26 protein-coding genes are annotated in these 26,334 nt (G+C 30.0%); 22 read left to right on the plus strand and 4 right to left on the minus strand.

All coding sequences use genetic code 11. From position 1 onward, the window contains the following. Positions 1–58: 58 nt before the first annotated feature. The 10 genes from BSD9I1_RS02705 to BSD9I1_RS02750 all read left to right on the plus strand — a co-directional run bounded on the left by BSD9I1_RS02705 (position 59) and on the right by BSD9I1_RS02750 (position 9,547). Positions 59–988 (plus strand): sugar phosphate isomerase/epimerase, encoded by a 930-nt coding sequence (locus tag BSD9I1_RS02705; RefSeq protein WP_186429023.1) that lies wholly within the window; start codon positions 59–61, stop codon positions 986–988. A 36-nt stretch (positions 989–1,024) separates the two neighbouring features. After that, positions 1,025–2,071 (plus strand): Gfo/Idh/MocA family protein, encoded by a 1,047-nt coding sequence (locus BSD9I1_RS02710; RefSeq protein WP_186429024.1) that lies wholly within the window; start codon positions 1,025–1,027, stop codon positions 2,069–2,071. 780 nt (positions 2,072–2,851) lie between these two features. After that, complete coding sequence (locus tag BSD9I1_RS02715) at positions 2,852–4,102, plus strand: DNA polymerase IV (RefSeq protein WP_186429025.1); 1,251 nt, start codon at positions 2,852–2,854, stop codon at positions 4,100–4,102. A 15-nt stretch (positions 4,103–4,117) separates the two neighbouring features. Then, positions 4,118–4,381 carry a hypothetical protein gene (locus tag BSD9I1_RS02720; protein ID WP_035311536.1) on the plus strand — a complete coding sequence of 88 codons (264 nt, stop codon included), beginning with the start codon at positions 4,118–4,120 and terminating at the stop codon, positions 4,379–4,381. A gap of 93 nt (positions 4,382–4,474) precedes the next feature. Beyond that, positions 4,475–5,011, plus strand: a complete 537-nt coding sequence (locus BSD9I1_RS02725) for a toll/interleukin-1 receptor domain-containing protein (RefSeq protein WP_186429026.1) — start codon at positions 4,475–4,477, stop codon at positions 5,009–5,011. A 37-nt stretch (positions 5,012–5,048) separates the two neighbouring features. Next, entirely contained in the window at positions 5,049–5,828 is a 780-nt protein-coding gene (locus BSD9I1_RS02730) for an EFR1 family ferrodoxin (protein WP_035311534.1), read from the plus strand. Between the two features lie 24 nt (positions 5,829–5,852). After that, a complete protein-coding gene (locus tag BSD9I1_RS02735) occupies positions 5,853–6,086 on the plus strand; it encodes a hypothetical protein (protein WP_186429027.1) in 234 nt (77 codons plus the stop codon). A gap of 148 nt (positions 6,087–6,234) precedes the next feature. Then, on the plus strand, positions 6,235–6,672 hold the full coding sequence (locus tag BSD9I1_RS02740; RefSeq protein WP_035311530.1) for a MarR family winged helix-turn-helix transcriptional regulator: 438 nt from the start codon (positions 6,235–6,237) through the stop codon (positions 6,670–6,672). A gap of 86 nt (positions 6,673–6,758) precedes the next feature. Beyond that, positions 6,759–8,150: an MATE family efflux transporter gene (locus tag BSD9I1_RS02745; RefSeq protein ID WP_035311529.1), complete on the plus strand. Its 1,392-nt coding sequence runs from the start codon at positions 6,759–6,761 to the stop codon at positions 8,148–8,150. Positions 8,151–8,458: 308 nt separating this feature from the next. After that, entirely contained in the window at positions 8,459–9,547 is a 1,089-nt protein-coding gene (locus BSD9I1_RS02750; protein WP_186429028.1) for a tetratricopeptide repeat protein, read from the plus strand. 166 nt (positions 9,548–9,713) lie between these two features. On the opposite strand, the gene BSD9I1_RS02755 is transcribed toward BSD9I1_RS02750, so the two are convergent. Beyond that, complete coding sequence (locus BSD9I1_RS02755; protein ID WP_186429029.1) at positions 9,714–11,093, minus strand: cache domain-containing protein; 1,380 nt, start codon at positions 11,091–11,093, stop codon at positions 9,714–9,716. A 211-nt stretch (positions 11,094–11,304) separates the two neighbouring features. On the opposite strand from BSD9I1_RS02755, the gene BSD9I1_RS02760 reads away from it, so the two are divergent. The 4 genes from BSD9I1_RS02760 to BSD9I1_RS02775 all read left to right on the plus strand — a co-directional run bounded on the left by BSD9I1_RS02760 (position 11,305) and on the right by BSD9I1_RS02775 (position 17,097). Next, positions 11,305–13,032: an ATP-binding protein gene (locus tag BSD9I1_RS02760; RefSeq protein WP_186429030.1), complete on the plus strand. Its 1,728-nt coding sequence runs from the start codon at positions 11,305–11,307 to the stop codon at positions 13,030–13,032. Further along, positions 13,022–14,413, plus strand: a complete 1,392-nt coding sequence (locus tag BSD9I1_RS02765) for a sigma-54 dependent transcriptional regulator (protein WP_186429031.1) — start codon at positions 13,022–13,024, stop codon at positions 14,411–14,413. Before BSD9I1_RS02760 ends, BSD9I1_RS02765 begins: the two co-directional genes overlap by 11 nt. Positions 14,414–14,620: 207 nt before the next feature. Continuing rightward, a complete protein-coding gene (gene glsA, locus BSD9I1_RS02770; protein WP_186429032.1) occupies positions 14,621–15,538 on the plus strand; it encodes a glutaminase A in 918 nt (305 codons plus the stop codon). Between the two features lie 89 nt (positions 15,539–15,627). Further along, positions 15,628–17,097 (plus strand): sodium:alanine symporter family protein, encoded by a 1,470-nt coding sequence (locus BSD9I1_RS02775; RefSeq protein ID WP_186429033.1) that lies wholly within the window; start codon positions 15,628–15,630, stop codon positions 17,095–17,097. Positions 17,098–17,281: 184 nt separating this feature from the next. On the opposite strand, the gene BSD9I1_RS02780 is transcribed toward BSD9I1_RS02775, so the two are convergent. Continuing rightward, complete coding sequence (locus BSD9I1_RS02780) at positions 17,282–18,391, minus strand: DEAD/DEAH box helicase (RefSeq protein WP_186429034.1); 1,110 nt, start codon at positions 18,389–18,391, stop codon at positions 17,282–17,284. Between the two features lie 174 nt (positions 18,392–18,565). Here BSD9I1_RS02780 and BSD9I1_RS02785 point away from each other — a divergent pair, with 174 nt between their 5' ends. The 5 genes from BSD9I1_RS02785 (at position 18,566) to BSD9I1_RS02805 (ending at position 22,326) form a co-directional block, all read left to right on the plus strand. Next, positions 18,566–18,799 carry a hypothetical protein gene (locus BSD9I1_RS02785; protein WP_186429035.1) on the plus strand — a complete coding sequence of 78 codons (234 nt, stop codon included), beginning with the start codon at positions 18,566–18,568 and terminating at the stop codon, positions 18,797–18,799. Between the two features lie 244 nt (positions 18,800–19,043). Further along, positions 19,044–19,937 carry a chemotaxis protein gene (locus BSD9I1_RS02790; RefSeq protein WP_186429036.1) on the plus strand — a complete coding sequence of 298 codons (894 nt, stop codon included), beginning with the start codon at positions 19,044–19,046 and terminating at the stop codon, positions 19,935–19,937. Positions 19,938–20,224: 287 nt separating this feature from the next. Next, positions 20,225–20,905, plus strand: a complete 681-nt coding sequence (locus BSD9I1_RS02795; RefSeq protein WP_186429037.1) for a pseudouridine synthase — start codon at positions 20,225–20,227, stop codon at positions 20,903–20,905. 3 nt (positions 20,906–20,908) lie between these two features. Beyond that, positions 20,909–21,580, plus strand: a complete 672-nt coding sequence (locus BSD9I1_RS02800) for a chloramphenicol acetyltransferase (RefSeq protein WP_186429038.1) — start codon at positions 20,909–20,911, stop codon at positions 21,578–21,580. 20 nt (positions 21,581–21,600) lie between these two features. Beyond that, complete coding sequence (locus BSD9I1_RS02805; protein WP_186429039.1) at positions 21,601–22,326, plus strand: MBL fold metallo-hydrolase; 726 nt, start codon at positions 21,601–21,603, stop codon at positions 22,324–22,326. A gap of 56 nt (positions 22,327–22,382) precedes the next feature. Here BSD9I1_RS02805 and BSD9I1_RS02810 read toward each other — a convergent pair whose 3' ends face one another. Beyond that, a complete protein-coding gene (locus tag BSD9I1_RS02810; protein WP_186429040.1) occupies positions 22,383–23,006 on the minus strand; it encodes a flavodoxin family protein in 624 nt (207 codons plus the stop codon). A gap of 292 nt (positions 23,007–23,298) precedes the next feature. Between BSD9I1_RS02810 and BSD9I1_RS02815 the strand changes: the two genes are divergently transcribed. Further along, entirely contained in the window at positions 23,299–24,924 is a 1,626-nt protein-coding gene (locus BSD9I1_RS02815) for a GH3 auxin-responsive promoter family protein (protein ID WP_242966393.1), read from the plus strand. A 22-nt stretch (positions 24,925–24,946) separates the two neighbouring features. Then, a complete protein-coding gene (locus BSD9I1_RS02820) occupies positions 24,947–25,114 on the plus strand; it encodes an iron chelate uptake ABC transporter family permease subunit (protein ID WP_373419336.1) in 168 nt (55 codons plus the stop codon). 231 nt (positions 25,115–25,345) lie between these two features. Here the strand turns inward: BSD9I1_RS02820 and BSD9I1_RS02825 are convergent, their stop codons facing one another. Beyond that, a complete protein-coding gene (locus BSD9I1_RS02825; RefSeq protein ID WP_035311500.1) occupies positions 25,346–25,447 on the minus strand; it encodes a putative holin-like toxin in 102 nt (33 codons plus the stop codon). Between the two features lie 308 nt (positions 25,448–25,755). Here BSD9I1_RS02825 and BSD9I1_RS02830 point away from each other — a divergent pair, with 308 nt between their 5' ends. Further along, positions 25,756–26,115, plus strand: a complete 360-nt coding sequence (locus BSD9I1_RS02830; protein WP_186429041.1) for a hypothetical protein — start codon at positions 25,756–25,758, stop codon at positions 26,113–26,115. Positions 26,116–26,334: the final 219 nt, after the last annotated feature.

The following is a 26,334-nucleotide window of genomic DNA, read 5'->3' on the forward strand; positions in this document are numbered from 1 at the left end:
GTTTTCTATACAGAATTTAAATCATAATAATGATATAAAAGAAGGAAGGTATAGCAATATGAAACTTGGATTTTTAACTGGATGTTTACAAGAAAGCACATTGGTAGAGAAAATAAACTGGGCAAAAGCAAATGGATTTGACTGTGTAGAAGTATCCTGCTGGCCTAAGATAAATACAAGAAATTATTCTGGTAGTGATATAGACGTAAAAAACTTAGATGAAAAAGGCGTAAAAGCAATAAAGGAAGTGCTTAAAAAAAATGATTTATTCATATCTTCTTTAGCTTATTATGACAATAATTTGCATAGAGATATTGATGTTAGAAGAAAAAATATTGAACATTTAAAAAAAGTTATCGATGCAGCTCAAATGCTAGAAGTGGAACTTGTGGGCACTTTTGTAGGTAGAAATTTAGATATGACAATAGAAGAAAATTTTGATTTGTATGAAGAAGTATTTACAGAATTAGTGGAGTACTCAAAAAATAGAAATGTAAAGCTTATGATAGAAAATTGCCCTATGCCAGAATGGCAAATGGATGGAGGTGCTGGAACCATATCTTATTCACCAGAACTATGGAATGAAATGTTTAAACGAATACCAAATGAAAGCCTTGGCTTAAACTTTGATCCTTCTCATTTAACTTGGCTTCAGATTGATTATATTAAGGCTTTTATAGATTATAAAGATAAAATTTTTCACGTTCATGCAAAGGATATAGAGTTTTCTAAGGAAATGCTTTCTCACTATAGTATCTTTGGAAAACAGCTGAATAAAAAGACACCTATTGACTTAGGGTGGTGGAAGGCAAAAATTCCAGGAAAAGGTCAAATAGATTGGGATAAATTTATAAACACTTTGAAAGAAAACAATTACAAAGGTGTTGTCAGCATAGAACATGAGGATGAAGATTATGCAAATGATGAAAGTATAATAAAAGAAGGTCTTGTATATAGCAGTAAGCATTTAAGAAAATTTATGGATTAAATTTAAGTGACTAAATAAATTAGTTGAGGTGGAAATATGATTAAAGTAGGAATTTTAGGTTGTGGTTCAATAACGAAATTTAGACATGCTCCCGAATATGCAAATAACCAGCAGGTAGAAATTGCAGCTTTTTATGATACTAATAAAAATAGAGCTGAAGAGCTAGCTTCTATTTATGGTGGTAAAGTGGCTGAGACTTATGAAGAAATTTTTAATGATCCAGAAATCACTGCAATCAGCAACTGTTTGCCCAACAATTTGCATTATAAAACAACTATAGAGGCATTAAAATCTGGTAAGCATGTATTATGTGAAAAGCCTATGACTGGAGATTTAAATGAAGCTAAGGAAATGGTAGAAGTAAGCCAAAGCACTGGAAAGATACTTATGGTGGATCACAATCAAAGGTTTGCCGAAGCTCATAAAAAGGCTAAGGAGATATTAAAAAGTGGCGAACTTGGAAGAGTATTAACTTTCCATACGGTTTTTGGACATAAGGGTCCTGAATATTGGAGTGAAAACAAAACTAAAGGAACTTGGTTTTTTAACAAGGAACAATCTATACTTGGGGTTGCAGGTGATTTAGGAATTCATAAAATTGACCTGATAAGATACATCCTTGAAGATGAGATAGAGTATGTAACTGCAATGGAAGGCACATTAGATAAGAAAGATGAAAATGGTGATCTTGTTAAAGTAAGTGACAACATGATATGCACTCTTAAGACTAAAACTGGAATTATAGGAAATGCAACTTTTAGCTGGACGTATTATGGTGAGGAAAAAAATTATACAATGTTGTTCTGTGAAAAAGGAATAATGAGGATTTATGATAATCCTGAATATGACTTAATAGTTGAAAAACTTAATGGCGAAAATGTGTTTTATAAAGTAGGTAAACTTCAGACAAATGATAATCAAACATCTACAGGTATCATTGATGAATTTATTGAGGCAATAATACAAAATAGAAAACCATTAATTACAGGAGAAGATGGCTTAGAAGCCTTGAAGGTTATCTTAGCAGCAATTGAATCAGCTTCAAGTCATAAGAGTGTCCGTATATCAAAGGCAAATGGATAGTTAGCGTTTACTTCTATATTTTACTATATAAAAAATCAGATAGTATTATTAAATTATTTTTTAAAAATAAAAAAAGATAATGTATTATATTTTTATAATTGAGCACAATAATAGCATAAGGGACATGACAGTTGAGCGAAGACTTATATATGCTCTTAGGTTTTGGGGTGTATATGAGTCGAACAAAGATTTTACATAGATCTATAAGGGTTTATGTAAGGTCGGCGATAAGATCTTATACTGTGAGGTAAAGTTTTATTATAGTTGATTTTGAAAAATAAATTCATTATAATAGGGCTGAAACTTATAATATAAGGTCGAGTTAAGATTATATAATGTATTGAAATAGATTTTATAGAGTCGAGAGATTTTATAAGGTTTATTATATATGTTATATAGTCGAGGAAACCATTATTATAGGTTGTGATTTGTTTTATTATAGTCGCAAGATTATAATAAGGCAATAAACTATTTATATTAGTGCAACTTAGATTGTTATGTTCTTTAGATGTGATATTAGCCCTAAAAAGTTAATAACTTTATGAAAACTAATATCATAAAATGGGCATAAATGGATTGCTCATAAAAACCAGAAATTCCGATACTTTACGAAATAAAGTATCGGAATTTTTTTGTTTTTATAATAATACCCTAATTATAGCTTTAACTTAAGTCATAATTTTTTTAAAAACCTCTTATAAAAAGTATAAAAATGGTATATAATATATACGAACATATGTTCTAAAGTATGATTGAAATTTATTAAGAGGTTGAGAGTTTATGAGTAGATTAATTTTTCACATTGACGTAAATAGTGCATACCTTTCATGGGAGGCAACCTACAGGCTTCAGCAAGGAGAGGAGTTAGATCTTAGAACAATTCCATCAGTGGTAGGTGGGAATGAGTCAAGTAGACATGGAATTGTTTTGACGAAATCCATTCCTGCAAAGAAATACAATATTCAAACCGGTGAAACTTTATATAATGCTAGAATAAAGTGCCCTGAATTGGTAGTGGTACCACCAAGATATTGGCTATACGTTCAGTGCAGCTCAGCTATGCATGAAATATTACAAGAGTATACACCCAACATACAAAGATTTTCTGTAGATGAAAGTTTCTTAGATTTTTCTGATATGGAAAATATACATCCAGATTATATGAAACTTGCTGAAACCATAAAGCAAAGAATAAAAGATGAATTAGGGTTTACAGTAAATATAGGAATATCAAATAATAAACTACTTGCAAAAGTTGCTTCAGATCTAAAAAAGCCAGATAAAATACACACTCTATTTCAACAGGAGATAAAGGAGAAGATGTGGCCTCTTCCAGTTGAAGATTTATTTATGGTAGGTAGAGCTACAACTCCTAAATTACACAAATTAAATATCAATACAATAGGAGATTTAGCAAATTATGATGTTAATATACTAAAAAATATTTTAAAAAGTCATGGAGAATTAATTTGGAATTATGCTAATGGTATAGATAACTCAAAGGTTAGAAAAGGTAATTATATTGATGTGAAGGGTATAGGGAACTCTACAACAATTCCTTTTGATGTAGAAGATAAAGAAACAGCCCATAAGGTAATTTTATCTTTATGTGAAACAGTAAGTATGAGGCTTAGAAATTCAGGTAACTGCTGTAAGGTGGTTTCAGTATCAATAAGAGGCAGTGATTTGATATCTTATTCACGTCAAAAGAAGTTAATTACAGCTACAGATTCCACTAGAAAAATATATGAAGTAGCATGCTTGTTATTCGATAATGCATGGAAAGGAAATAACATAAGACATCTAGGGGTGCATATAACAGATTTTTGTAATAATGATTTTTATCAATACAGCATACTTGATTCCTTTGATTATGATAGAGATAGAGAATTAAATAAGGCAGTGGATGAAATTAGATTAAAGTATGGAAATAAAGCTATCATGAGATCGTGTTTTCTGCATTCAGGTTTGAGTTCAATGTGCGGAGGCATAGGGGAAGAGGACTATCCGTTAATTAGTTCTATGCTATAGTGAAAGGTGAGATTTATGAGAATCATAGCTAAGCCAATTGAAGTAGTTTCTTACACCAACGATAAGGGTGATATAAGGCCTTTAAGATTTAGGTTGCAGATGGAGGACGAAACTATAAAGGTAATAAAAGTTGATAAGGTTATTGTAAAAGAAACTGAGAAGCTTGCTGGCAATATCATGCTTGTATTTAAATGCCAAAGCTTAATTGATGATGTGATGAAATTATTTGAAATTAAGTACGATTTAAAAACCTGCAGATGGATGCTATATAAAATCTAGTGCCACCCACATGACAAGTGGCAAACTAGGCATAGGATTATACTGACGCATAAAGATTTAAATTTATTATTAGGTACAGGGAGATGAGGTTGAATGAATAAGAATATTTTTTTATCCTATTGTTGGAAGGATGAGGAAGTTGTAAACGAAATAGATAATTATTTTAAAAGTAGACAGGTTATATTTCAAAGGGACAAAAGGGATATTGAAAGTTGGGAAAGTATAAAAGTCTTCATGAAGAGAATAAGGAAAAGCAGCTACGCAATATTAGTGATTAGTGACAATTATTTGAAATCTGTAAACTGTATGTATGAAGTATTAGAAGTAATGAAAGATGAAAATTATAGAGAGAGAATACTTACTGTAGTTTTAAATGATGCCCTAATATATGATGCATTAAGTAAAGCTAAATATATAAAGTATTGGAAAGAAAAATACAGTGAATTATATGATACAATAAAAGAGATTGATGATAATCAAAGTACTATAAAATTATTAGAGGAACTTAAGAAAACTAAGGAGATAATGAATAATATCGGTGAATTTATGGCAATAGTATCTGACATGAATAATCCTTCCATAAATAATGTTTGCGAAGAAATAGGAATTAAGATAAAAAACAATAGCTGAGGATAATCAAATTAATATATAGGAGAGAGGTTTTATTATGATATTTTATTTTTCAGGTACAGGCAACTCTTTAGAGGCAGCTAAAAAAATTGGAAGTTATAACGATGAACTATTGATTTCTGTATCAAAGGAAATGAATAGTAAGAGTGGGAGTTTTGAGTATACTCTAAAAGATAACGAAGTTATAGGCTTTGTATTTCCGGTGTATGCTTGGGCACCGCCTAAGATGGTGCTGCAGTTTATTGAAAAATTAAAGATTAATAATTATAATAATAATTACATTTTTTCTGTAGCAACTTGTGGAGAAAATATAGGGAACACTATGAAGATTCTTGATAATTGCCTGAATAAGAAAGGCATGAAATTAAGCAGCGGATTTTCCCTTGTAATGCCTAACAACTATATTATTATGGGTAATATTGATTCAAAAGAAGTTGAAAGTAAGAAGTTACAGTGTGCAGATGAAGTTTTAAGAAATATTAGCAGGATAGTTAAAGAAAAAACAGTGGGTATATTTCAAATTGAAAAGGGATTCTTACCGGGAATATTAACATCGGTCATAAATCCATTATTCAATAAATATGCCATGAATACAAAAAAGTTCAATGTAAATAATAAGTGTACTAGGTGTGGAATATGTGAAAAAGTATGCAATTCTAAGACTATTAGGGTTAAAGAAAAACCAGAGTGGGGAGATACATGCACACAATGTTTAGCATGTATTCATCTTTGTCCAGTAAAAGCTATTGAATATGGTAAGAATACGCAAAATAAGGGAAGATATAAGAATCCTAATATAAGTATAAGCGAGATGTAAATAACAATTTAAGGAGAAAGAACTATGAGAGTAATATTTGAATTTAAAGACTCAAGTGGCACAGTACTTACAGAAAATAATATAGAAAAACAGCTAACTAATGAAGAAATTCTTGTAATCCTAAATAGCAAGGAAGTGACTTATCCAGTACATGATGGATTTTTGTTCACAGTTAAGCACTGTGTAATTGAAAATTCTACATATGATATGTTTGCAGAGCCTTATAAATTAAAAATAAGTCTTAGAGAAAGGCTATAGATTAAATCTATAGCTTTTTTATATATTTATAGCTGCATTAAATGTTCTATAAAATGAAGCATCAATTAATTTCTGGTGTAATTTCCTTGCAGTAAAGCTTAATATTTGTTATGCTTATATAAGAAATGCTTAGGAGGCTAACTAATTTATGAAGGAAAAACCTGAAGATTGGATTGGATATTGGATTAATAAAATCGATAGAGCCATGAAAAATGTTCATGATAAAAGGTTTCAGGAGTATGATCTAACCACATCCCAAAAGTCAATTTTGTATCAGCTTTGGAATAAGGATGGACTTACTCAAAAAGAAATTCAAGAAAATCTATGTTTGAAAGCAGCTTCTGTATCTGGACTTGTAGAGATGTTACTAAAAAAAGGATTTATATATAGAGAACAGGATGATGAAGATGCAAGATTCAAAAGACTTTATCTAACGGAAAAGGGAAGACAGATGAAGGAGATATCTATAGCAATTTTAAAAGAAATTGAAGATGAAGTATCTCAAGGGTTTTCTGATGATGAAAGAAGAATTTTTATATCATGGATGAGAAAGCTATATATTAATCTTAATGCTATAGAAAAATAAGTATATAGCATATTTTAATGCGTTTAATTATACTTAGATGCTTAGGAAGCTAAATAAAGTAGTTAAAATAAGGGAGGTAATAAAATATGAATGAATCAAAAGAATTGGAAACGGAAAGTGTAGGGAAACTTCTCCTTAAGTTTTCTATTCCAGCTGTTATAGGTATGCTTGTTAATGCCCTATATAGTATTGTAGATAGAATATTTGTTGGTAGAGGAGTCGGATCACTTGCACTTTCAGGTGTAGCAGTTACCTTTCCTATTACCAATATAATTATGGCAGTAGGAATGCTTGTAGGAACAGGTGCGGCAGCCGTAGTTTCTATAAAACTGGGACAAAAGAAGAAAGAAGATGCAGAAAAGATTTTAGGGACTTCTTATGTTCTTACAATAATAATGTCAATAATCGTAACTATTTTAGGACTTATATTTTTAGAGCCTCTTTTAAAGATATTGGGTGCAAGTGCAGAAACCATGCCTTATGCAAAGCAATTTGGAGGGATAGTACTTCTAGGAACTGTACTTCAAAATATAGGATTTGGACTGAATCCAATAATTCGTTCACAAGGTGATCCTAAGACAGCCATGAATACTATGCTTATAGGTGCTGTACTTAATTTGATTATAAATCCAATATTAATATTTGGATTTAATTTAGGAGTAGTAGGATCAGCAATTTCAACTATTGCTTCGCAAGCTGTTTGCTCAATATGGATATACAAATATTTTACAGGAAACAAAAGTTTATTAAAGCTAAAAAGAGAAAATATGAAATTGAAAAAAGCTGTTATTAAGGAAATAATAGCAATAGGTATGTCTCCTTTTGCTATGCAAATTGCAGCTAGTTTAGTTACAATTACTATAAATACTAATTTAGCAAAGTATGGTGGAGATCTTGCTATAGGAGCTTATTCTCTTATAATGAGTATTGCTGTTTTAATATTGATGCCTGTACTCGGTGTAAACCAAGGGGCACAGCCTATAATAGGATATAATTATGGAGCAAAAAACATAAGTAGGGTTAAAAAAACATTGCTGTACTCAGTTATTGTAAATACGTGTATATCAACGGTTGGATTTATCTTAGTTCAACTATTCCCAACTGAAATTATTAAAATTTTTAATAAAACAGACCTTAAACTTATAGCTCTTGGAGCAAATGGACTTTCTATTTATCTTATGGCTTTTGCTCTTGTGGGACCGCAAGCAACTTGCACTAATTATTTTCAGGCTGTGGGAAAGGCAAAATACTCAATGTTTTTAAGTTTACTAAGACAAATTATACTGCTTATACCTCTTATATTAATACTTCCCCATTTTTATGAATTGAATGGAGTATGGATATCAGGACCAATTGCGGATTTTGTTTCATCAGTGATAACGTTCATTTATATAGGATATGAAATGAGAAGGTTAAGAGCACTTAGAAATGATGAAGCAGTTGACTCTTCTGAAGCAAGAGTTAAGTTATCAGTTTAATTAGGGATAAATAATGGATAAAATATTATATTAATTTTTTCAAATGTTGAAGACTAAAGCATCTGCAGTTTGCAGGTGCTTTTTAAATGCTCAAATAGTAATAGTTTTTATATATTAAATGTATAGTTATATTCATAAGTACTTGGTGGGAAAATTATTCGTTGGAATCTATTGAAAGAAAATGTCTAAATATGTATAATTATAATGTATAATTTGGAATTAATTTTAGTATATATAAACTTAGGATTATATTGGTCAAATGTTTGTTGAAATAATACCGAGTCTTAGATAAAGGTGGGAATATACTTATGAATTTTGACTATGAGATAGAAAAAATAAATGCTATTAGCATTACTTCTGAAGAATTTAATTCTTATGAAATTCCTAGTAATGTTCGAAAATCTATAGCTCTTTATAATAAGTCTATTATAAATTTAAAACTAAAGCTTGTGAACTTAGCTATAACAGACTTAAAAAGATCTTTATCACTTAATTCAGATTTTTGTGAGGCAATAAAACTTTTAGGGTTATGCTACGTACATAAAAAGGAATTCAATAAGGCTGAAAAAACTTTTAAAAAACTAGCTAGCTATGATATATATACCAAGCTGGCAAATGAATATCTACAGGAACTAAAGGCTGAGAGAACTGGTTCAAAAGCTCTTAATACCATAAAAAATGTTAGTTCAAATTCAAATGATAGAAATAAAATAAAAATTACTAGTAGCTTTACAAAAGAGTTCACTATATTATTTTTAATAGTAATTATGATAATTGCTATTTCAGGATTAGTTTATTGGAACGGGTCTAATATTAAGGCAGTGTTTAGTAAAACTAAAAATACTTATGCTAATAAAAACCAAGAGATTGAACAAAAACAAGCAATGAATGAAAAATACAATAAAATAGAGGAACAAAACAAGAAACTTCAGAAGAACTTGGAAAATACAAAATTAGAACTTGATAATTATAAAAACAAAAATAACATTATTTTAATGATAAGTAATGCTGAGAAATTTTATTCAGAAGGAAATTACGAAAAAGTGCTGGATAATTTAATAGCATTAAAATCTTTAAAACTTGATAATACAGAAAGATCAAGAGTGGATAAGCTTTGGAATAGTATGAAAACAAATAATATATGGGATATATACAATGAGGCAAACAAATTATATAAACAGGGAAAGTACCAAGAGGCATTACCAAAATTGATAATTGTTGAGAAAATTAATCCGGAATTAGATATAATGCCATGGGTGCTTTACCAAATAGGAAATTGTTATAAACAAGGTAATGATAATAAAAATGCGCTTATATTTTTTCAAAGAGTTAAGAAGGATTATCCAAATACAGAATATGCCGGTTATTCCCAAGGAATGATTAATGACATAAAATAAATTTGCTTCAATGAAATTGTTTGAGAAATAAATACCATTAAAGATATCAAAGGAAATAAGATATTGATAATGAATTAGGGTACATAGTTAAGGGGGAAATATAAGGGATATTTTGTAAGTAAACTAATAGCCATATAAGTTATAACTTATATGGCTATTAGTTTACTTAAGAGTTAGTAATAGAACTAATAAGTTCATCTAATTGTATAAGTTCATTTTTTAACTCAATAGGAATAGAACTTTTATGTAAAGAGTTTATGTAATCTTGTACTTCAAGGATAAAGTTATTTATACTTATCATTTGGATTTCGTGAGACTTTATAGATAAATTGAGCTTGTCTTTACAATTGCCTAGTCTTGTTATTAAAATTTTTAGTTCACTAGCACTTGAATAAGTAAAGTTATCAGCATTGTCTATCAATTTATATATTCTTTCCTTTTCAGCTTCAATTTCAAATAATATATTAATATCTGAAGTTGGCTTTTCCAGTAGAAACTCCTCATTTTGAATTTGAAATAAATTTAACTTCATTGATTTGGAAGGTGGTTGTTCATCTATAGCTTTAATAGACCCACTTAGGGATTGTATAGTATGGCCCATCTGTTTTGTAATGTATAATATACTAATAATGCTGATAAATATTATAGCAATAACTCCAATAAATATGTTAGTTATTATAGTCTTTGTTTCTTTTATTAATTGATTTTGTTCTATAACACCTACAACCTTCCATCCAGTAACTGCATTTGTCGTATATGAAACGTAGTATTCTCCTGAGGCGCTATCAGAATGAAGACTCCCAGAGTTTTGGCTATATAGATTGTCCATAAGATTGCTATTAAAAATAGCTTTAGATTTGCTGTTTTTAATATTATCAATTATAAAAAAATCTGTATTATCGGTTCGTGAGATCATGTAAATATCGCCTTCGCTAAATTCCTTGAAATAGTTAATTTTTTCATATAAGTCATCAAGATAAATATCTATAGCCAGAACACCTTTAAATTTATTTTCTTTATCTATAACACTTTTAGAAACAGTAATAATATGCTTTTTTGTAGTACTATCAACATATGGTTTTGTCCAAGTGATTTTTCCCTTTGAATTTATCGTATTTATATACCATGGTCTTTTTGTTGGCTCCCAATAGTCATTTGAAAGTTCTTCTGAGGTGTCTGGCCATGATACAAGTTTTTTAGTACCAAATATTTTTTTTTCTGGTGTAAAATAAGCAAATGCAGTCGAAGAATAAGCTTGCTGAAAGTTTTTTAAAAGTTCAAGAGTAGAATTATAATATTTATCAGGATTATCAGATACACATTGAATCATTTCATTCTTAGATAGCATCTCAATAGCACTTTCCAAAGTGGATAGAAATTCAGTTATAGAAAGATTATGCTGCTCTATAGAAATATCAAAAGATTTAGTATACTTATTTTGGGATAATATACGGTTAGCATTTATGTAAATATTTGTAACTATAAGAATGGTAATTACAATAAATATAATGAAGTTTACTGATAGATTTTTTAATATTTTAAACACAAAAGCACCTCCTGATCATAGTTACATAATTATTCTAGCATATACATAGATGGGAGTGTTAAAACTTTTTATTCAAAATCAGAAAATAATAAGTTATAATAAAAACGATTGTTGTTAAGCATGGGAAGGATAGTTTAAAAACAGCAATTAATTTATATTAAAATTTAAATTTGTAAACTCGTATTTTTTAAGGAAGAATAAGGTGCAGAATATGAAACTTAAGTTTAAAAGAAGAATGGTATTACCGATATTATTTCTAATGATAATGCCTACACTAATATTAAGTATTTCTTTTTTTAGTAGAATGCAAAGAATTTACTATGAGAATGTTGTTCAGGATACAGAAAACTTTTTTAACTTAATTTCGGAAAAGACTTATAAAATGAATAATGATTTTTATTCTAAACAAATGCTATCTAGTGAATTATCTTCATTAAAAAGGCTAGGAGTGGTAGCCTATAATGGAGATAATATATTTTATACCAGTTTAGATGGAATTAATTTAGATATTAATATAATAAAGTTTGGACATACAGAGAATAAAAGGTATGAAATTAAGAAGAAGACCTACGAAAATTTAAATATTTCTATATATGTAATAATTGATAACTATCAGATATTCTTTGATGTTTTAAATACATATAAGCCATATTTAATATTAATAGTCGTTTCAATATTTATTTCGCTGCAAGCAATTCTTTTTTTAATTGATAGTTTTTCAAAGCCTATATCTATACTTTTAGAAGGATATAATGATGTAATATCAGGAAACTCTAAAAATAATATAGATATCAAAACGGAAGATGAGTTAGGGCTTTTAGGTGAAGCATTTAATGAGATGAAACAGCAGGTCGCTATTGGAAGCAACAAGTTTTTACAAATGAAAAGGTTCAATGAAGATATATTACGTAGTATTTCAACAGGAATAATAACTGCAGATATGCAGGGCAAAATAATGAATTATAATGATGCTGCTTCAGATGCTATTGAAAGAGTAATGTGTCTTAATGAAAAAAATCCAAAGATAATTAAAACACTTATGATACAGATAAATGAAACCATAGAAAGAATGGATTCAATAAATAGAATAGAGCATTTTAATGAATATGATACAAAGGAATCAGTTTATTTGGATATAACCACAGCATTAATGAAAGATTCCTCAGGAGAATGTATTGGAGTGATTTGCAGCTTTAATGATATAACAAACAGAAAAAAGATTGAAGAAAGTGTAGAGAGAATAGATAGGCTCACTTCACTAGGGCAACTAACAGCAGCTTTAGCCCACGAGATAAGAAATCCTCTTTCTGGAATTAAAATGAGTGCTCAAATATTGAACAAAAGGCTTACTACCCACCTTAAGATATCTGATCAAAATTTATTTGAAGCTATAATTAAAGAAACAGAAAGACTTGACTTATTAATTACAGATCTTTTAAACTTTTCAAAGCCAAGAATACCAAAATTTCAAATTATAGATGTACTTGAGATTCTTGACAGAGCACTTCTCTTTTCTGATAAGAAAATAAGAGAAAAAGAAGCCTTTGTTAACGTGAATTGTGATATGAAGTTAATGCAGGTATATTTTGATAAGGGGCAGCTTTTACAAATTTTTTTAAATATAATATCTAATGCATTAGATGCCATAGATATAAAGGGTGGTTTGAAAATAACTGTAGAAAAACCAACAGAAGGTGATGATAAATATATAATTATATCATTTGAGGATAATGGATGCGGAATAAAAAAGGAAAATATAAATAAAATTTTTGATCCGTTTTTTACAACTAGAGAAAGTGGGACTGGCTTAGGCCTTTCCGTAGTACATAAATTAGCTACAGCAAATAATGGGAATATTCAAATAGAAAGCATAGAATCAGTAGGAACTATTGTAAAAATATATTTGCCAAAATATAGGGGAGAGAGTAATGAATACTAAAGTTCTAGTAATTGATGATGAGGAAATAATGAGATTAACCCTTGGAGAGGGGCTCGGTGATTTTGGGTATGATGTAGAAACAGCATCAGACGGGCTTGAGGGAATAAAAAGGTTAAAAGAATTTAGACCAGATGTTATATTGCTTGACATGAGGCTTAGAACAGAAAATGGGTTGGATATTGCGAGAAAAATAAAGCAAATTGATGAATATGTAGAAATAATTATTATGACAGCATATGGAGACATCAAGACTGCCATTGAAGCAATAAGAATAGGAGCTATAGATTATATAAAAAAGCCTTTAGATATTGAGGAAATCCAGGTTACTATATCAAAGGCAATTGCCAGCCAGAGTATGAAGAAAAAACTAAAACTTTACGAAGAAAAAGAATTAAGAACTGAAGATACATTTATAAGCAAAGATTCTGTAATGGAAGACACCATAAGAAAGATGAATGTGTTAGCTAAAAATGATTCCGTAACTGTACTAATAAGAGGAGAAACTGGAACGGGTAAAGAGGTTGTTGCAAATTACATACATAAAAATAGTGCTAGAAAGGATTCAGTAATGCTCAGTGTCAATTGCGCTGCGATACCTAGGCAGCTTCTTGAAAGCGAACTTTTTGGTTTTGAAAAAAATGCATTTAGTGGTGCAAATTCAAGAAAGAGAGGACTTTTGGAACTGGCACATGGGGGTACTGTATTTCTTGATGAGTTAGGAGAGATGCCGCTTGATATACAGTCTAAGATTTTGAGATTTCTTGAAACAAGAAAATTTAACAGAATAGGCGGACTTGAGGAAATAGAAGTTGATATAAGAGTGATTGCAGCTACTAACAAGAATCTTGAAGAGGCAATAGCCAAAAAGGAGTTTAGGGAAGATTTATATTACAGACTAAATGTAGTACCAATTTTTATTCCGGCATTAAGGGAAAGAAAACTTGATATTGTGGAGCTATCTAAATACTTTTTGGACATTTTTAATATCAAGTTCAAGAAAAATTTTAAAGACTTCACAAATGAAGCTATTGACAGGATAATATCCTATCAATGGCCTGGAAATATAAGAGAACTTAAAAATATTATAGAGAGAATTGTAATTTTAAATAATGGAGGTTTTATAGATGTTGAAAATCTTCCAAGTGAAATACAAGAGCAAGTAACTGCAGGAGAAAATGTGACAATTGCAGAGCCAAATGAAGAATTTATTCAAGAAGGGTTTTCGTTAGAAGAAAAAGTAGCAGATTTGGAAAAGTACTATATAAAAAAAGCTTTAAGTAAATCAAACGGAAATTTTAGTGCTGCTTCAAAAATCCTTGGAATTTCAAGGCATGCACTTAATAGGAGAATGGAAAAGTATTCCAATGATATAATCAAATAGTTATTATGAAATTTATGTTTATATAAAAAATGCTCGATATCAAGCAATTTGTTCGATATCGAGCATTTTTAATGTGCGATTTGGGACGATTTCAACGTTAATATACAGAAAAATCGGTATTTTTCAAAGTTTCATTATATTTTTTTATTTGGCATGCATTTTGCTGTATATATTAGTGTTCAGAAATTGCAAAGGAGGTAATTATTAGTGAAAACGATTTTGAAAAGTGTAATCGAAAACAATAGGTATATTACAAAATTTGGACAAGTAGCAACGTATATTCCTGAACTTGCAAAGGGAAATAGAGATGCTCTTGGAGCATGTGTTTTTGACACAAGCTGTAATTCAATTCTAGAAGGAGACTACGAAACAAAGTTTACTATTCAGAGTGTATCAAAGGTAATAACTCTTATATGTGCTCTAATAGATAATGGCAAGGAAGAGGTTTTTTCAAAAGTAGGTAATGAACCTTCTGCAGACCCATTTAACTCGTTACTAAAGTTAGAAATACAGCAAAATCATAAGCCATTAAATCCATTTATAAATGCAGGAGCAATAGTTTGTACATCTCTTGTAGCAGGAGATAATGGCATAGAGAAGTTCAGTAGAATTCATAATATGCTGAAGAAGTTGGCAAATAATCGTAATATCGATGTGAACTATTCAGTTTATAACTCGGAAAAATTGACTGGAAATACAAATAGGGCAATAGCCTATTACCTTAAGGGAGCTAACATAATTGAAAAAGATGTAGAGGACACATTGGATGCTTACTTTAAATCCTGCTCAATAGAGGTAGTTGTTGAAGACGTAGCAAGGATAGCTTCGGTAATTGCAAATAATGGTGTGGCCCCATGGTCAAATGAAAGGTTGATTCCAGAGGAAGTTAATAGAATAGTAAAGGCTATTATGACAACCTGTGGATTATATGATACATCTGGAACGTTTTCTGTTAATGTTGGTGTTCCTGCTAAAAGTGGGGTAGGTGGATGTATCATGGCTGTCGTTCCAAATCGTATGGGAATAGCAGTTGTAGGACCAGCACTCGATAATCATGGGAACAGCATTGGTGGAGTGAAGGTCATGGAAGATCTTTCTAGAGAACTAAATCTAAGTATTTTCTAATTTTTACATAAAAGTATTTAGTCTAATATTTTAAAAGAGATAAAACTATTAAATTTAAAAATAAAAATTATTAAGAGGAGAGTGTAAAAATGGGAGAACTTTTAAATTCTTTTGTATCATTTACTAATAATATACTTTGGTCCTATGTACTCATAGTTTTACTTATAGCGGTAGGGCTTTATTTTACTATTTGTCTTAAGGGACCGCAGTTCAAATTTTTCGGTCAAACATTTAAGCTTTTAGCTGGTAAAAAACCTAAAGATGGTAAAGGAGTTTCTTCATTCCAGGCATTTTGTATAAGTGTTGCTTCTCATGTTGGTACTGGAAATCTTGCAGGTGTTGCAATTGCAGTTTCAGTTGGAGGCCCAGGAGCGCTTTTCTGGATGTGGATTATAGCTCTTTTAGGAGCAGGTTCAAGCTTTGTTGAAAATACATTAGCACAGGTATATAAAGTGAAGGACAAAAATGGCTATAGAGGCGGTCCTGCATATTATATGGAAAAAGCTCTTGGCAACAGAAAGCTAGGAGTTATATTCTCAATACTTATAACTATATCCTTTGGTCTTATATTTAATTCTGTTCAGGCAAATACTATAACCTTTGCATTTGAAGGAGCCTTTGGTCTTAACAGACTTTATGGTGCTATAGTTCTTATAGTTCTTACTGCTATGGTTATATTTGGTGGAGTTAAGAGAATAGCACAAGTTGCAGAAGTTATAGTTCCAGTTATGGCTGTAGCTTATGTATTAGTTGCATTATTTGTAATCTTGAAAAATATAACTCTAGTCCCACACGTATTTGGAATGATTTTTGAAGGAGCTTTTGGGATAAAACAATTCACAGGTGGTGGAATGGGTGCTGCTGTTATGATGGGAGTTAAAAGAGGATTATTCTCAAATGAAGCAGGTATGGGAAGTGCACCAAATGCAGCAGCTACAGCGGAAGTAACTCATCCAGTTAAACAAGCTATTATGCAAGTATTTGGTGTTTTCCTTGATACTATAGTAATATGCAGTGCAACAGGATTTATAGTATTAGTTTCTGGTGCAAATCAACAGGAAGGACTTACAGGAATTCAGTTAACACAAGTCGCTTTAACCTCACAGGTAGGTGCTTGGGGAAATATATTTATAGCAGTATGTATTTTTATGTTTGCATTTAGTTCTATACTTGGAAACTACTATTATGGTGAATCAAATATCGAGTTTATGAATGGAAGTAAAACAGTACTTAATATGTTTAGATTTGCTGTAATCGTTATGGTGTATGTAGGTTCTATGTCTTCATTAGATATGGTATGGAATTTGGCAGATTTATTCATGGGATTAATGGCACTTCTCAATATTGTTGTTATATTTAAATTAAGCAAGATAGTTTCAAAAGTAGCTCAAGATTATATAGCACAAAAAAGAGAAGGCAAAGATCCAGTGTTCTATGCAGAAAATATTGATGGATTAGTAAACGTTGAGTGCTGGAGTAAGGAGAATAAAAATATTGAAAATCAAGAGGGGAATGGTAAAATTCCAGTAGCTCACGAAGAAGCATCTATTGATGTATAGTAAAGGCTGATTCGTTTAATGAAGATAAAATGCGGTTGAAAAAGTAAATTAAAATATTATTAAACTCCCTATGATTTAAAAAATTATAGGGAGCTTAATAATATGTAATTAAAGAAAGCATACAATATTCATATCAATAAGAGTATATTCATGGAATGTTAAAAGAATAGATATGCTTAAAACATTATATATCTAATTCTCTTCTAGATATCTCAAATTTTATAGATTTTTCTATTTCTTCTAATGTTCTTTTATCTTTTGGGTCTATAAATAGACAAGTATAGCCCTCTTCACCGGCTCTTCCTGTTCTGCCAATACGATGTATATAGGATTCTGCATTTTCTGGAATATCATAATTATATATATGGCTAACTCCGCTTATATCTAATCCTCTAGCTGCCACATCTGTAGCTATTAAATACTGTACATCTGCATTTCTAAAGGATTTTATTATTCGTTCACGTTTTGATTGAAGTATATCACTATGTAACTTTGTACAGTTATATCCACGTCTATGTAATGCCATTTCAAGATCATCTACTCTTCTCTTAGTTCTACAAAATATTATAGCCATAAATGGATTATCTTCATCTAAAACTTTACATAAAGAATCTTGTTTTCTTCTGTCTGTAGTTTCTACAACTTCCTGTTTAATATTAATAAGTGTAACTTCTTCTTTTTTAACCGCAACCATTAAAGGGTCATTCATATATCTATAGGCTAATTTTTTAACTTCAGAATTCATAGTTGCTGAGAAACATAAAGTTTGACGTTTTTTATTTGTTTCTTTTATAATAGCTTCAACATCATTTTTAAATCCCATAAGCAGCATTTGATCTGCCTCATCTAATACTAATGTTTTTAATTTACTAAGATCTATTGTTTTTCTTTGGAGATGGTCTAGTAATCTACCTGGAGTTGCAATTATTAAATGAATATTTTTGCTGAGCTTTTTTAATTGAGATCCAATGTCTTTACCACCATATGCCGCTAAAATATTTATGTCTTTAGCAGCTTTAAATTTCATAGCTTCTTCAGTTATTTGAATAGCAAGTTCTCTTGTAGGAGATATAATCAATGCCTGAATTGCATTTACGTTAGACGATATATTTTCAAAAATAGGAATCAAAAAGGCAAAGGTTTTTCCTGTACCAGTTTGTGCTTCTGCGATAACATCTCTTCCTTCTTTAATAAATTTAATACTTTCTTGTTGAATTGCTGTTGGCTCAGTAATACCTGTGTGACTTAGTACATTTATTATATCTTCACTAATTCCTAGTTCTTTAAAATTCATTATTCTTCAAACCTTTCATTACTTATTTATATTTAGTCTTTATTAAATCAATTAATAATATCACATAAATATTAATAGTAATAGGGGACGGTTAATTAGATAACTAAATACTTGTTATTTTATTATTAATACATATAATTATACTTGGGAAAAACAAATAATGGAGGTGATATTATGACTAGTGATGAAATATATAAAAGAATAATTGTTATGGATAGCGTTAAATCTGCAAATGCATTTATGAAGGATAATAATATAAGTAAATCCGATATTGGAAAGCTGTGCAAGAAGTATGATATATTTGTAGACCCTAAAGCAACAAAAGAAGAACTAATAAGCAGATTTATAAGTTTGACTTTGGGTGAAAAGTTAAAAAAGAAATCTGCTAATAAATATAAAACAAAATAAGAAATAAGTGCCACCCACATGGCAAGTGGCAAATGGAAATAGATAATTTATATGAACCACCTTCTAGTAATGGATGGTGGTTTTTAATTTAGCAATGCTGTAAAGATAAATCTTGGGTAGTCGATAACATAAATAGAAAAACATAGAAAAGAATCATAATTTGAAATATAATATATATTGAGGAAAGTTTGACTATTTATATATTTATTAAGAAATATATTATTTATAAAAAGGAGATTTGATTATGGGAAGTGGTATATTACTCGAAAGCGGCACTGGTGAAGTAGAGATTCTAGAATTTATAGTTAATAATAAGCACTATGGAATTAACGTAATAAAGGTTAAAGAAGTACTAGAAATGGAAGAGTTAACTGAAATCCCTCAATCCCATCCAGCAGTAGCAGGATTGATCTTATGCAGAAATGAAATAATAACTTTAGTAAATTTAAAATATGTTTTAGATGGACAAAGTGTAGTAAATAAGAAAAATAAAATAATACTGTGTGAATTTAATAAAACTAAAGTTGCATTTAATATTGATAGCATAGTTGGTATACATAGAATAGGGTGGAATAATATAAGTAAACCTGAAGATATTGCAAGCAATCCTTTAATTATAGGAAACATAATATTAAACAATAAAATAATTTTCTTATTAGACTTTGAAAAAATTGTTACAGATATAAACCCTGAATCAGGAATAAGTGAGGATAAAATTATAGATGTTGAATATAGGGATAGGTCAGATATTAAACTTATGCTAGTAGATGATTCGCCTCTAATAAGAAGACTCCTAAGAGAGACTTTAACTAAAGCCGGCTTCACTAATTTAAAGTCTTTTGATGAAGGAGAACAAGCTTTAGATTATTTGAACAAATTAGTAAGAGAAAAGGGAGAAGATTTTATAAAAGAGGTTCAGCTTGTTATAACAGATATAGAAATGCCTAAAATGGATGGACATACTCTTACTCGAAAAATTAAGGAGGACAATATATTAAGGGAACTTCCAGTGATAATATTTTCTTCCCTAATTACAAACGAGCTAGCCCACAAAGGAAAGTCCGTAGGAGCAGATGCTCAATTAAGTAAGCCAGAGGTAGGAACTTTAGTTGAGCTAATAGATAAGTTTATAAAATAGTATTTATAACAAGAAATAAACCGCCAGAAATGGCGGTTTTTCTTACTATATTAGTTATATATATATCAGAAAACTCAATTTGTATTTTTTCTACATCAAAATTCATAATCATTTCCTCTGTATCTGTATCAAATATAAGGTTTTTCAGGAATTAAAGATTATCACATATTAACTTTAGAGTTTGTTGTATAATATTTATAAAGGTAAGGTCATTATTAATTAAAAAGTAATAAGAATTTATATGAACTAATTTATATACACATATATAGAAAGGATAAAGAGTTAAAATGAGAATCAATAAACTTCTTAGTAATTTGGGTTATTGTTCAAGAAGGGATACTAATAGACTTATTGAGCAAAATAGAATAACAGTAAATGGTGAACTTTGTAGTCCAGGACAGTGGGTGAAAGAAGAAGATGTTATTCTCATTGATAATAAGCCTATCCCATTAAAGGACAAGATTTATATTGCATTAAATAAACCAGTTGGAATTACTTGTACTGCATCAAAGGAAGTAGAAAGTAATATAATTAATTTTATGAATTATCCAGAATACATTTTTCCGGTTGGAAGATTAGATAAAGCATCTCAGGGATTAATATTAATGACCAACGATGGAGAACTAGCAAATAAAATCTTGGAATCGGAAAATGAGCACGAAAAAGAATATATTGTAACTGTGGATAAACCATTTGATGATTCTTTCATGAAAGGCATGTCCGAAGGGGTAGAAATTTGTGGAGTCAAGACAAGAGCTTGTGAAGTGAATAGAATAGGGGAAGATACTTTTCGTATTATTCTTACCCAAGGACTAAATAAGCAAATTAGAAGAATGAGTAAAGTCTTTGGATATACAGTTGTGAGATTAGAACGTATCCGAATCATGAATATGAAAATTGATGGGATAGATGTTGGTAAGTGGCGTAATCTTACAGAGAAAGAGGTATCAGAATTAAGGAGGAGTTAATTTATGTTTCAGGTGGTTGATGTTGAAAAGTGGGAAAGAAAGGAGCATTTTAAATACTATACTGAACAAATTAAGTGTGGCTATAGTATTACTGCAAATCTTGATGTCACTTTGTTTAAAGAGCTATTGGAAAAGAACAATCTAAAATTTTACCCTTCATTTATCTATTGTGTTACTTATAACATAAATTCCATGCCAGAGTTTCGCATGAGGTTGGGAGAAAATAATCAATTAATAATATATGATATTGTTCATCCTAATTATACAATTTTTCATAATGATGATCATACGTTCTCAGATATGTGGTCAGAATATAATAGCGATTTTTATAAGTTTTATAATAATTATAAGGATGATATGGAAAGGTATTCAAATGTTAAAGGCATAAAAGCTAAGCCAACCCAACCTAAAAATTTTTATTGTATATCTTGTGTTCCATGGGTGAGTTTTACCGGATATTCAACCTATAGTAGCGGCTGTACACCAGCATTAATGCCAATTATAACATACGGAAAGTATCATGAAGAAAATGGAAAGTGGATAATGCCGTTTACTGTAACAATATCACATGCAGCGGCTGATGGATATCATGTAAGTAAGCTCATAAATAGTATTCAAATGACAATAGACAAATTTGATATAATATTATCACGGGAATATAAGAATCAGGAATAATGTTGAAGGAGTAAAAAAGTATGGAACTAAAGAAAATATCTGATAGGATTTATTATTTACCTAACGAAGAAGAAAATGATAGACCAGTTCTTGGGTATATCAAAGGAGATAAATATTCATTATCTATAGATGCAGGTAATTCATCTAAGCATGTAGAAAAATTCTATTCTGAATTAAATAATTTAGATTTGAAGTTGCCAGATTATACAGTGATTACTCACTGGCACTGGGATCATACATTTGGCATGCATTCAGTAGTGGGGAAGACAATTGCAGGAAAATTTACAAATGATAAATTGAAAGAAGTTGCAACATGGCAGTGGTCTGATGAGGATATGAACAATAGACTTGAAACAGGAGAAGACATTGAAATGTGTGATAGGTGTATCAAAGCAGAGTATTCAAACAGGCAAGAGATAAAAGTAATCCCTGCAGATATAGAATTTGACGGAAGTTTAAAGATTGATTTAGGCGGAATTCATTGCGAATTAATCCAAGCTGAAGCGCCTCATTCAGAAGACTCCGTTTTAATTTGCGTACCAGAAGAAAAAACGTTGTTTGTAGGTGATGCAAATTGTGAAGATTTCTATAATAACAATGGTAATTATGATAAGGATAAGCTGGAGTCTTTTATTGCACTAATGAGAAAAATTCATTTTGATACTTATATTTGGGGGCATGATGAACCGCAAACTAAGGATGAAGCAATTACATATTTGGTAGATCAATTAGAAACGCTTAAATAGAGTTAAAAATCAGGGTAAGAATATTGTTACCCTGATAAATCATAGTTTTTCTTGAATTAACGTATAAAGTTAGTAACAGCTCGTGGTTCTTTTTCTGGAAGTGTAACTCCAGTTTCTTTACCCGCATTTATACACTTTAAAAGCCAAGCCATATTTTTGCCTAGTGTTCTCATTGTCTGCATTCCCTCAAGATCTTGCTTTACTTCCTCAGGAGTATTTCCATGAACCATATTCCAATACTGAGAGGATACAACAGGCATATTTGAAATGGTAAAGTATTTATTTAACTGTTCGAAAGCTGCTGTTGAACCACCGCGTCTACAACTTACAATTGCAGCACCAGGTTTATATTGAAAGTCGTTTCCAGCATAGAAAAATCTATCTAGAAAGGATGTTATTTGACCAGATGCACCTGCATAATGTACAGGAGAGCCAAAAATAAATCCGTCAGCATCTTTTGCTTTTTCTAAAGCAATATTCACAGTATCATCGCTAAATACACACATATCATTATTAGTAGAACACCCACCGCAGGCCATACAACCACGAATAGGGTTGGTTCCTACATGAAAAATTTCTGTTTCAATACCGTCATTTTCTAAAGCCGATGCTACTTCATTTAATGCAGTATAAGTACAGCCTCGAGCTTTTGGGCTTCCATTTATAAGTAATACTTTCATTTTGTTACCTCACTTTAATTATATATTTTCTACGCATATTATTATTCTAAAATACGAGTAGCAATATTACAAGCATGCTATTTTTTACTTAGATGCTAAATTCTCTTAGCATAAGCGAATAGGTCATTTGTTCACTAATGTTAATGATTTTACATGTTATATATTTTTGTAACTAGTTATTAACAAAATTCCAACTTTTTCATATATTAATCACAGAGAAATACCTAGGGAGTGTGCAATTACGAGTATAATAAGTAAAGCGCTTTATAAAATTGCCATAGAGGGTGGAGGAATAGTTAAAAAGAAGTTTGATAGGGAGACCAGAAACTGTGGAGTAGCAAACTCAGAAGCACTATTTAAAATATTGAGGGCAAACTCTAAAAGTGAAATTGGAAATAAATTTAACTTTGGGGATATTAAGTCTATAGAGGATTTTAAGAAACAAGTTCCATTAACAGAGTATGGGTATTATGAAAACTATATAGAACGAATGGCAAATGGGGAAAAGAAAATTTTAACAAGTGAAGATGTGGAATACTTTGGACATACATCAGGAACAACAGGAAAACAAAAATTAATTCCTTCTACTAAGAGAGGTAGAAAGATTGCTTCAAAGTATATGGCGCTTCTTACCAATAAATTTAGTTATGATAATTTTAAAGAAAACTGGAATTATGGAAAAGGCTTAATGATAGCTGATATAGTTATGACAACTTATACTAAAGGAGGAACTCCAATATGTGCGGCTACTTCTGGAGGAATGAATGGTATAAGGCATATTCTGCCATATTTATATACTTCACCAATAGAAGTTATGAAGATAAAAGATAAGGAAGCTGCACTTTATCTTCATCTATTATTTGGATTAACAGAAGCTAGACTTTTATATATAAGTGGAGTTTTTATTTCAAATATATTAGATTTATTTAGAGTTTTAGAGAGTAAAAGCCAAGATTTAGTAAGAGATATAAGAAGAGGACGTATAAGTAACAATTTAAATATTGATGGAAGTACTAGAAAGAATTTAAATAAACTTCTTACTCCTAATGCTAGCAGAGCTGACAAATTAGAGTGTGAGTTTAAAAAAGGATTTAAGGGGATAGCCAGAAGAATATGGCCTAGTTTACTATATATTGCTACAGTAACTGGAGCAAACTTTTCTATATATGACGATAAAGTAAATTATTATACCGATTCATTGCCTATTTATTCTCCAGGTTATGCTGCTACTGAAGCTATGATTGGAATTAATCCTTATGTAAATAAAATAAGGTATGTAATTGTCCCCGATACTGCTTTTTATGAATTTATTCCTATTAAAGAAGAGGCTGAAGGAAGTCATTATACCTTTTGCTTAGATGAACTAAAATTAGGGGAAAAGTATGAAATAGTTATCACAAATTATGCAGGACTTTATAGATATAGAATTGGTGATGTTATTAAAGTGGTTGGATTTTATAATAATTGTCCAGAAGTTGAATTTTTATATAGAAAGAATCAAGTACTTAATATGGTATCTGAAAAGACTAATGAAGAGCATTTAGCTAGCTCTATAAAAAATACAGTAAAAAAATTAAATTTAAATTTGGTAGATTATACCACAATGCCAGATAATTCAATTACACCTGGAAGATATATTTTTTATTTTGAATTAAAAAATAATATATATAAATACAAAGTTGAATTATTAGAAGAAACATTGGATAGAGAAATCAGAAATTCAAATTTGGCCTATGATAGAGCTAGAAATAACAAGAAGTTAGGTAGGGTAAAAGTAATACTTTTAGCACCAAATACTTTCAACTTAATAAAGGAATCGTTATTAAATAAAGGGATATCAAAAAATCAAATTAAGATTCCAAGAGTAGCAATTAATAATAAAAATATATTAGATATTATAAATAAAAATAAAATGTGAAAGTGAATCATTCTAAATTATAATTGTTACAGGAATAGGAGGATGGTTTCTATTGTTTGTAGATATAATTGGATATAATATAATTCAACCTAATGGAATTCCAGCGGGAATTATGGTTGCTCTAATTGGTGCACCATGCTTTATATATTTAAGTGCCACCCACGTGGCAAGTAGTGCTAATGATGTGTAAATTTATGTCATTTTGTTAGAATAGTAGTAGTATACTATATAAATCCTAAAAGTCTTATATAAAATAGGTTTAATTTTCTAAAATATTTGATATAATATAAGTATAAATGAGCAAAATAAAATAGGGTGCTGGTAACACCCTATAACATACAATTCTAGTTGCTTAGGCAACTGATATCACTATTAATTGTTTAATTAAAATAGTAGCTAACCAATTGCGAGATGGGGGCTACTATTTTTTTGAGATTTTTTCTATAAGTAACACTATTAACGTCAATAGTGAAATCAAGAATAATCCACCTTCAAATAATAACATTAAAACGTCATTACTCATCTTTATCACCTCCCTTCAACAGGGATGGGTGATACCAAGTAGCCCACATTCAACTATATTGAATTGTACTAGAAAATTATACCACATGCTTTATGGAAATTCTATAATAGTAAATATGAGATAGTTTGTCAATCAGTTATACCAAATCAATGAAAGAAATATGTGAGATGTTTTTTAAAAGGATTTGTAAGGTTACTATAGAATATATTTATAAAGTCACAATTACATAATATGTGTGGAAGTAAACTATTTTTGCTTATCGCTAAATCAATTAATGATACAATAAAGATGGGAGTGTTTATGTAAAAATGAGTAAAATAAAGGATATTATTATTGGTTTTGCAGTAAGCATCCTCGTACTAGCATTGTGGACATATAAGATGATAGTTACAAGCGGGATACCTGTTGAGATGTCTTTTAAGGATAGTGTATCGATATCATGCCTACTATTTTTAGATTTGATAGTATATAGTTTTTATGTAAGAAAGACAGAGTATATACTAATGAATATTATATTATTGTTAATACCGCTGTTTTTATGGGGTGCGTCTATGCAACAGGCATTAACATATAATTATCACAAATATGATACTCTCGTTAGTATTATAGGTTTCTCTACAATTTTAATTTCATTTTTACAGCTTGTTTACTGGAAAGTAAAGAAATAAAATTCACGACATAATCGTAAAATATGTGCAGCAATACTGTTGATTAATTGATTGATGATAAGGAGGGGTTATGAATTATATTCATTATGCTTTAGATTTACTAAGTATTTTATTTATATATATAGTCATTACAAAAATTTATATGGTGGTTGCAAACTATATAGGTGAAAAATTAGGGTTTGGGAAATTTTTTATGCACTTATGGGAAAAAGTGAGGAA

This window comes from Clostridium sp. BSD9I1 (genome assembly GCF_900185645.1).
GTDB lineage: Bacteria > Bacillota > Clostridia > Clostridiales > Clostridiaceae > Clostridium_AK.